This is a genomic window from Mesorhizobium sp. M1A.F.Ca.IN.020.06.1.1 (assembly GCF_004023265.1).
Lineage (GTDB): Bacteria > Pseudomonadota > Alphaproteobacteria > Rhizobiales > Rhizobiaceae > Mesorhizobium.
In genome coordinates this window covers 1-8878 of sequence record NZ_RZSR01000142.1, presented here as the reverse complement: position 1 = coordinate 8878, position 8878 = coordinate 1, and the positions used below count along the sequence as shown (strand labels likewise).

Sequence of the window (8878 nt, the reverse complement as noted above, 5' to 3'; positions counted from 1 at the left end):
ATGGCGAGGACCAGATGACGCTAATCACCGCGGCCGTCGCGCAGTGGCACGACTTCGAATGGTTGAAGTCGCGCATGCCGGCCGATGCGGCCTTCAGGCTGACCGATCGCACGGAGGAATACTCAACCCAGATTCTCGCCGGCCCGAACTCGCGCGCTATTCTTGCTGACGTCTGCGACGCCGATCTTTCCCTGCCTTGGCTGACGCATCAGGAGACGACCATCGCCGGCCGCTGGGCGAAGCTGGTGCGCGTCTCCTTCGCCGGCGAGCTCGGTTGGGAGATCCACACCAAGGTCGCGGACACGGCTACCGTCTTCGACGCGGTCTGGGCCGCCGGCCAGAGGCATGGCCTAAAGCCCTTCGGCATGTACGCGCTGGATTCGCTTCGGCTGGAAAAAGGCTACCGCGCCTGGAAAGGCGACCTCTCGACCGACTATTCGATCCTGCAGGGCGGGCTCGAACGCTTCGTCAAATGGGACAAGCCCGACTTCCGCGGCAAGGCGGCGCTGCTCAACGAAAGGCAGCAGGGCGTGAAGAAGCGCTTCGTCACGCTGGTCGTGGAAAGCCCCGGCGATTGCGACGCGCCCTATATGTCGACGCTCTGGCATGACGGCAAGATTGTCGGCGAGACGACGTCGGGCGGCTGGGGCCATCGCGTCGATAAGTCGATCGCGCTCGGCATGCTGCGTTCCGACCTGACCGAGCCCGGCACGGCGGTCGAGGTCGAAATCTTCGGCGACCGTTTCAAGGCGGTGGTGCAGAAGGACGAGCCGTTGTGGGATCCGAAGAACGAAAGGTTGAGAGCATGACATCCGTCATTCTTACCGATGGCGGCATGGGCCAGGAGCTGGTCCGTCGCAGTCAGTCCGAACCGACGCCTTTGTGGTCGGCCAGAGTGCTGATCGACGAACCGGAACTGGTGCGCGACCTGCATGCGGAATTCATCCGTGCCGGCGCCCGCGTCATTACCATCAACACCTATTCGGCCACGCCCGAGCGCCTGGCGCGCGAGGGCGCGGAAGAGCTGTTTAAGCCTCTGCAGAAGCGCGGCATCGAGCTCGCCCGGCAGGCGTGCGACGAAGCGGGTGAAGCCGCCATCGCCGGCTGCCTCTCGCCTCTCTTCGGCAGCTACGCGCCGGCGCTGACCATCTCCTTCGAGGAGACGCTCGGCATCTACCGCCGCATCGTCGCCGAGCAGGCAGAAGGCGTCGATCTGTTCCTGTGCGAGACCATGGCTTCCGCCGACGAGGCCCGCGCGGCGGTCACCGCGGCATGCGAGAGCGGCAAGCCGGTCTGGGTATCCTGGACTATCGCCGACCACGGCACGCCCCGCCTGCGCAGCGGCGAGAGCATTGCCGCCGCGGCTAGCGCCCTCGGCGATCTCCCGGTGGCGGCACGGCTGCTCAACTGCTGCCGGCCCGAAGCCATTGCCGCCGCATTGCCGGAACTGCTGGCCCTCGGCGGTCCGGTTGGCGCCTATGCCAATGGCTTCACCTCGGTCGAGGCGCTCAAGCACGGCGGCACGGTCGACGTGCTGCACGCGCGCCATGATCTCGATCCGAACGCCTATGCCGACCAGGCGATGGGCTGGGTCGAGACTGGCGCCAGCATTGTAGGCGGCTGTTGCGAAGTCGGGCCGGCGCATATCGCTGCGCTACGCGACCGGCTCATTCAGGCCGGCCATCACATCTCGGGAGCAGCCTGATGCCAAAACCATCGAAGCGCATTACCGGCATCGTGCCATCGGGCAAGGATGGCTGGGAAGTCCACTTCGCCGCCTGGACCCGCAGGGCAGCCGGCGAGGACATCATCGTGCTCTCGGTCGGCGACCATGATTTCGACACGCCGTCGCAAACGATCGAGGCCTGCGTGAACGCCGTCCGCGGCAGCAACCACCACTACACGCCGCTTCCCGGCCTGCCGCGCCTGCGCAAGGCGATGGCGGCGGCCTCCTCCGCCTGCACCGGCGTCCTGACGGAGCCCGACGAGATCATCGCCACGGCCGGAGGTCAGGGCGCGCTCTACGCCGCCGTGCAGGGCGTGCTCGACCCCGGCGATCACGCGATCGTCGTCGCGCCTTACTATGCCACCTACCCCAACACCTTCAGCGCCGCCGGCGCCAGCTTCACCGTGGTCGAGACGCCGGCCGAGGACGGCTTCCAGCCGCGCGCCGACAGGATCCGCGCGGCGCTCAGGCCCAACACGCGCGCCATCCTGATCAACACCCCGAACAACCCGACAGGCGCAGTCTATTCGCGCGAACGGCTCGAGCAATTGGCCGAAATCTGCAAGGAGCACGATCTCTGGCTGCTGTCCGACGAGGTCTACTGGACGCTTGGCGGCGGCGAGCACATCTCGCCGCGCTCGCTGCCCGGCATGTCCGAGCGCACGCTGGTCATCAATTCCATGTCGAAAAGCCACGGCATGACCGGCTGGCGCATGGGCTGGCTCACCGGCCCGAAGGCGATGATCGCGCTGATGACCGATCTCAACCTGGTGACCACCTACGGCCTGCCGGCCTTCATCTCGATCGCTTGCGCCGAGGCGCTTGAAAACCACTACGGCGTGGACGAGATAGCCGAGCGTTACGCCGGGCGCCGCGCCGTCTTCCTCGACGCCATTCGCGGCGCAAATGAAGTCACCGTGCGCGGCTCCGAAGGCGGCATGTATGTCATGCTCGACATATCGGCCATCGAGCCCGACGACGAGAAATTCGCCTGGGCGCTGCTCGACAAGGAGAAGATCGGCGTCATGCCCGGCTCGAGCTTCGGCGAGGCCGCCGCCGGTCACATCCGCATCAGCCTCTGCCAGCCTGAACCTGTCCTTCAGGAAGCAGCGCTTCGCGTGCGCCGCTTCGCTTCCGACTACCGCCGCGAGGCCGCATGACCAGAACCATTCCAACCAAAGCTCGCGCGGTCATTATCGGCGGCGGCGTCTCCGGCTGCTCGGTCGCCTATCATCTGGCCAAGCTCGGCTGGACCGACATAGTGCTGCTTGAGCGCAAGCAGCTCACCTGCGGCACGACCTGGCACGCCGCCGGCCTGATCGGCCAGTTGCGCGGCTCGCAGAACATGACCCGGCTGGCGAAATACTCGGCCGACCTCTACGTCAAGCTCGAGGCGGAGACCGACGTCGGCACCGGCATGCGCCAGGTCGGCTCGATCACCGTGGCGCTGACCGAGGAACGCAAGCATGAAATTTATAGGCAGGCCTCGCTAGCCCGCGCCTTCGATGTCGACGTGCGCGAGATTTCGCCAACCGAAGTCAAGGAGATGTACCCGCATCTCAACGTCTCCGATGTGGTCGGCGCGGTGCATTTGCCTCTCGACGGCCAGTGCGACCCCGCCAATATCGCCATGGCGCTGGCCAAGGGCGCGCGGCAACGCGGAGCGACGGTTATCGAAAACGTGAAGGTCATCAAGGTCCACACCAGGAACGGCCGCGTCTCCGGTGTCTCCTGGGCTCAGGGCGAGGACCAGGGCACGATCGAGACCGACATCGTCGTCAACTGCGCCGGTATGTGGGCGCGCGAGCTCGGCCGGCAGAACGGCGTCACCATCCCGCTGCACGCCTGCGAGCATTTCTACCTCGTCACCGAGCCCATCCCCGGCCTCACCCGCCTGCCGGTGCTGCGCGTGCCGGACGAGTGCGCCTACTACAAGGAAGACGCCGGCAAGATGATGCTCGGCGCCTTCGAGCCGGTGGCGAAACCCTGGGGCATGGACGGCATCCGCGAGGATTTCTGCTTCGACCAGTTGCCCGAGGACATGGACCATTTCGAGCCGATCCTCGAAATGGGCGTCAACCGTATGCCGATGCTGGGCACGGCCGGCATCCACACCTTCTTCAACGGCCCCGAGAGTTTTACTCCCGACGACCGCTACTATCTCGGCGAGGCGCCGGAACTCTCCGGCTACTGGATGGCGACCGGCTACAATTCGATCGGCATCGTTTCCTCCGGCGGCGCCGGCATGGCCCTGGCGCAGTGGATCAATGACGGCGAGGCGCCTTTCGACCTCTGGGAGGTCGACATCCGCCGCGCCCAGCCCTTCCAGAAGAACCGTCGCTACCTCAAGGAACGCGTCTCCGAAACGCTCGGCCTGCTCTACGCCGATCATTTCCCCTATCGCCAGATGGCTACCTCGCGCGGCGTGCGCCGCTCGCCTCTGCACGAGCATCTGAAGGCTCGTGGCGCCGTCTTCGGCGAGGTGGCCGGCTGGGAGCGCGCCAACTGGTTTGCCCGCGAAGGACAGGAGCGCGAATACCGCTATTCCTGGAAGCGGCAGAACTGGTTCGACAACCAGCGCGAGGAACACCTCGCCTTGCGCAACGGCGTCGGCCTGTTCGACATGACCTCGTTCGGCAAGATCCGCGTTGAAGGCCGCGACGCTTGTGCCTTCCTGCAGCGGCTCTGCGCCAACGACATGGACGTGGAACCGGGCAAGATCGTCTACACGCAGATGCTCAACGCCAAAGGCGGCATCGAGAGCGACCTCACCGTGACGCGGCTGTCCGAGACCGCCTATTTCCTCGTCGTGCCGGGCGCCACCTTGCAGCGTGACCTCGCCTGGCTGAGGCGGCACGTCGCCGACGAATTCGTCGTCATTACCGACGTAACCGCTGCCGAAGCCGTCCTCTGCCTGATGGGCCCCGATTCGCGAAAGCTGATCCAGAAGGTGAGCCCCAACGATTTTTCCAACCAGGCCAATCCGTTCGGCACCTTCCAGGAGATCGAGATCGGCATGGGGTTGGCCCGTGCCCATCGCGTTACCTATGTCGGCGAGCTCGGCTGGGAACTCTATGTCTCGACCGATCAGGCCGCCCATGTCTTCGAGGCGATCATTGAAGCCGGCGCCGATGTCGGGCTGAAGCTCTGCGGCCTGCATACTCTGGATTCCTGCCGCATCGAAAAGGCCTTCCGCCATTTCGGCCACGACATCACCGACGAGGACCATGTGCTGGAGGCAGGCCTTGGCTTCGCGGTGAAGACGGCCAAGAGCGACTTCATCGGTCGTGACGCGGTGCTCAGGAAGAAGGAAGCCGGGTTGAGCCGCAGGCTGGTGCAGTTCCGCCTCAAGGACCCGCAGCCCCTGTTATTCCACAACGAAGCAATCCTGCGCGACGGCATGATCGTCGGTCCGATCACCTCGGGCAATTACGGCCACCATCTCGGCGGCGCGATCGGGCTCGGCTATGTGCCCTGCGAGGGCGAGAGCGAGGCTGATGTGCTGGGCTCATCCTACGAGGTCGAGATCGCAGGCGAGCGTTTCGCCGCGGAAGCATCGTTGAGGCCAATGTACGACCCGAAGGCTGAACGGGTGCGGATGTAGCGCAGTGTTCCCTTCTCCCCGTTCAACGGGGAGAAGGTGCCCGAAGGGCGGATGAGGGGCAGCGCCACACCTTTGCGACGCCGCCCCTCATCTGCTGCCGCCGTCTTCTCCTCATTTAACAGGGAGAAGAGAGCTATCCTCAAAAGCTTTCCAGCCTCGCCCTTACCTTCGCCAGAAACGCCGTCCGGCTCTTCGGCGTTGAGGAATCCATCAGGTAGTGCGCCAGGAAGAATGTCTTGCAGCGGGGGGCGCAGATGGCGCGCATGCCGCGCAGGATCGTCTTGCGGCCGGGCTGGCCGACAACGACGCTCCACCACGTCGGCGCGCCACAGGTGGTGATGACGCCGACCTTGGTCACATGGGTCATCAGCGATTGGATCCGGCCTCTGCCGCGCGGCAGCTTGAAGGCGATGTCGGTCGCCCACACGCGATCGAACCAGCCCTTCAGCATCGCCGGCAATCCGTACCACCAGGTGGGGTAGATGAAGAGGATCGCCTCGGCCCATTGCAGATGCTCGAAATGCGGCCTGAGCTCGGGATCCTCAGGCGCGCGCTCGTTGTAGGAGCGCCGCTCTTCGCAGCTCATCACCGGATTGAACTTCTCGGCATAGAGATCGAGCAGCCGCACGTCCCAGCCTCGTCGCGTCAGCACCTCTATCGCCATGTCGCGGATCGCGGCGCAATAGCTCTCCGGCACCGGATGGCAATAGACCACCAGCACGCGCATCAGAATTGATCCATGCTGGCGGCTACCTTCGCCATGAAGGCCTTGCGCGTCTGATCCGTCGAAAGGTTCATCGAATAGTGTGCGAGGTAAGAGACGGAGGCGCCTGGCTTGATGGTGGCCCGCAGCGTGCGCTTCACCATTTTGCGCGGCGGATCGCCCATCAGCATGGCGCGAAAACGACTGCCGCCGTAGGTGGTGATGGCCGCGAGCTTGCGGATGTTGTGCAGCGTCGGCCGAACCTTGCCGTCGACCAGCTTGAACGATACGCCGGGCAGGAAGACGCGGTCGAAGAAGCCCTTCAGGATCGCCGGATAGCCGTAATTCCAGACCGGAAACGACAGCACCAACGCTTCCGCCTTCTGAAGCCTTGCGATGTAACCGGCGACCGCCTCGTTCGGCCCGCGCTGATCGTGGTAGCCGAGCCGCTCTGCGCGCGTCATCCGCGGATCGAAATCCTCGGCATAGAGGTCGCAGTCGTCGATCGTGTGGCCCGCCGCGCCGAGCCGCTCGACGATCGTCCGATGCAGTCCGGCGTTGAAGCTGGTCTCCACCGGATGTGCGTAGAGCACGAGGATGTTCACGGGAGTGGATCCCGCAGGTCAGCTCGACAAACCCCTGTTGTCCCATGCCACATCTCCTCCCTTGTGCGGGAGATGTCGCCAAAGGCGACAGGCCAGAGGAGGGTGCAGCGCCGGGCGCTCATCGCGATCACCTCGCCTTTTGCAGCCCCTTGAACAGGAACGGCTTGCCGGAGCGATAGTCATAGCCCGGATTCTCCCAGGCAATCATCTTGCCGGGGTTGAGCAATCCTTGCGGGTCGGTCTCGCGCTTGAAGGCAAGCTGAACCTCGTCAGTCTGCTTCATGCCGCCCTCTTCCAGCGTGCAGCGATGGGGGTTGAAGATCCAGCAGCCATTGTCCTCGTGGATACGGATGATCTCGTCGAGCCTTTCTTCCGTGGTGAAACGGACCAGCGGCAGCCCGGCGGCGCCGATCGCGCCGTCGAAGCGGATGAATTCGAGATGCGCCGGCACCTCGTCGCCGAAGCGGTCGACCATCGCCTTGACGTGCGCGAGATGGTCCGGCGACGGATAGCGCGCCTGCAGATAGGTGATCGTCGGATCGACCCTGATGGCGCGCAGCGTCGTGTGATTCCAGGTCAGCTCGTAGGCCGGCGGCAATCCCTTGAGGTCGGTCTCCTGGTCGGCCCGGAAGACGATTTCGCCTTTGCTGGCCCGGACGAACGCGAGGAACCCATCCATCGCGTGCGGCGCGATCATGCACACCACGATGCTCTGCTCGCGCCGGAAGAACTTCTGGTGTCGCTTGAAATAATCGTAAGGAATGGGTGCCGCGATCGGCGTGATCAGCTTCGCCAATATGCCGTCCTGCTCGGCGAGGTCGTTGCCGAAGCCCGCTGCACCCATGAAATCGTCGAAGCCGACGATGACATCGACCCAATCGTAGGACGCCGTCAGCGGCATCTCAACCTCGGTGATGATGCCGTTGGTGCCATAGGCATGCATCACCTTGAGCACGTCCTCGCCCGAGAGGTCCATGACGCGCGGCTCCGCCTCCATCGTCACGGTCCGCAGCCGGATGACATTGCCGAGATCGCGCAATCCGCCCCAGCGGATCGAGCCGACGCCGCCAGAGCCGCCTGCGACGAAGCCGCCGATGGAGGCGGTGTTGTAGGTGGAGGGCGACATGCGCAGTTCCTGCGCGGAATGCGCCCGCGCGGCGCGATCGATGTCGGCCAGAACCGCTCCGGGCCCGGTCACCACGCGGCCCGGCGCGATCGCCTTGACTTCGTTCATCTCGGCGAGGTTGAGCACCACGCCGCCCGACAGCGGCATCGCCTGTCCGTAATTGCCGGTGCCGCTGCCGCGCGGTGTGACTGGAACGCCGTGCCGGTGGCAGGCGGCCAAAACGCGGATCACCTCGTCCTCGTTCTTTGGCGTAACGATCAGGTCGCCGGTGACGTGGTCGAGCTGTTGTTTGAGGACGGGGCTGTACCAGTAGAAGTCGCGGCTCTTCTGCTGGACGATGGCCGGATGGTCGTCGATCTTGAGGCCTTCGAGATCGCGCTTCAGCGCTGCGATATCCATCATCACACCATCAATTCGTCGAGTTCAGCATAGTCGGGCAGCCGGCGCTCGATCGCCCTGCCCTCGCGCACCACGATGCGATCCGATTCGGGCCGCGACAGCAATTCGGTCCAGCTGCGTCCCTTGAAGACGATGAAGTCGGCGCTACCGCCGGCGGCGAGAGTGCCGACACCTTCCAGCCGCATCACCTCGGCCGGCATCGCCGCTATCGCTTTCGGCCAGTCACCGACAGGGTGATCGAAATGCAGGATGCGTGTCGCCATGCGATAGACCTCCAGCATATCGAGGTCGCCATAGCCGTAGAACGGGTCGCGCGTGTTGTCGGAAGCGACAGCCACTTTGATGCCGCGTGCCTTGATCTCGTGCAGCAGCGTCACGCCGCGCCAGCGGGGCGTCGTGCCGTTGTTGCGCCGGTCCTGCAGATAGAGGTTGCACATTGGCAGCGACACGACCGCCAGTCCGGCCTTCGCCACCTTGTCCAGCGTGTCGAGAACTTCGAGGTCGGGCTGGCGCGCCAGCGAGCAGCAATGCCCGATCAGGATATTGCCCCCAAAACCGTTCCACAGCGAAGCCTCGGCGATCTTCTTCAGCGAGACGGCCGCGACATCGTCGGTCTCGTCGGCATGGAAATCGAGGTCGAGCCCATGCTTGATGGCTTCAGCGAACACCTTGTCGAGCAGTTCCTCGAGGTCGGGCACCATGTAAGTGACAACGC

8 protein-coding genes are annotated in these 8878 nt (G+C 64.7%); 4 read left to right on the top strand and 4 right to left on the bottom strand.

The window, feature by feature from the left end:
* The 4 genes from EOA60_RS09110 to EOA60_RS09095 form a co-directional block, all read left to right on the top strand.
* Window positions 1-809, top strand: an 809-nt coding sequence (locus EOA60_RS09110; protein ID WP_164899238.1) for an aminomethyltransferase family protein, incomplete at its 5' end; no start/stop codon positions are given.
* Entirely contained in the window at window positions 806-1705 is a 900-nt protein-coding gene (locus EOA60_RS09105; RefSeq protein ID WP_095825690.1) for a homocysteine S-methyltransferase family protein, read from the top strand. The genes EOA60_RS09110 and EOA60_RS09105, both read left to right, overlap by 4 nt.
* Window positions 1705-2886: a pyridoxal phosphate-dependent aminotransferase gene (locus EOA60_RS09100; protein ID WP_095825691.1), complete on the top strand. Its 1182-nt coding sequence runs from the start codon at window positions 1705-1707 to the stop codon at window positions 2884-2886. Before EOA60_RS09105 ends, EOA60_RS09100 begins: the two co-directional genes overlap by 1 nt.
* Window positions 2883-5330 carry an FAD-dependent oxidoreductase gene (locus EOA60_RS09095; RefSeq protein WP_128311260.1) on the top strand — a complete coding sequence of 816 codons (2448 nt, stop codon included), beginning with the start codon at window positions 2883-2885 and terminating at the stop codon, window positions 5328-5330. The genes EOA60_RS09100 and EOA60_RS09095 overlap by 4 nt, the downstream gene beginning before the upstream one ends.
* Before the next feature lie 139 nt (window positions 5331-5469).
* On the opposite strand, the gene EOA60_RS09090 is transcribed toward EOA60_RS09095, so the two are convergent.
* The 4 genes from EOA60_RS09090 to EOA60_RS09075 all read right to left on the bottom strand — a co-directional run.
* A complete protein-coding gene (locus EOA60_RS09090; protein ID WP_067329249.1) occupies window positions 5470-6057 on the bottom strand; it encodes an NAD(P)H-dependent oxidoreductase in 588 nt (195 codons plus the stop codon).
* The gene (locus EOA60_RS09085; protein ID WP_067329247.1) at window positions 6057-6638 is read right to left on the bottom strand and encodes an NAD(P)H-dependent oxidoreductase; all 582 of its coding nucleotides are present in this window, start codon (window positions 6636-6638) and stop codon (window positions 6057-6059) included. Before EOA60_RS09085 ends, EOA60_RS09090 begins: the two co-directional genes overlap by 1 nt.
* Before the next feature lie 127 nt (window positions 6639-6765).
* On the bottom strand, window positions 6766-8163 hold the full coding sequence (locus EOA60_RS09080) for an FAD-binding oxidoreductase (RefSeq protein ID WP_095825692.1): 1398 nt from the start codon (window positions 8161-8163) through the stop codon (window positions 6766-6768).
* 2 nt (window positions 8164-8165) lie between these two features.
* On the bottom strand, window positions 8166-8878 hold a 713-nt coding region (locus tag EOA60_RS09075; RefSeq protein ID WP_164899237.1), incomplete at its 5' end, for an amidohydrolase family protein.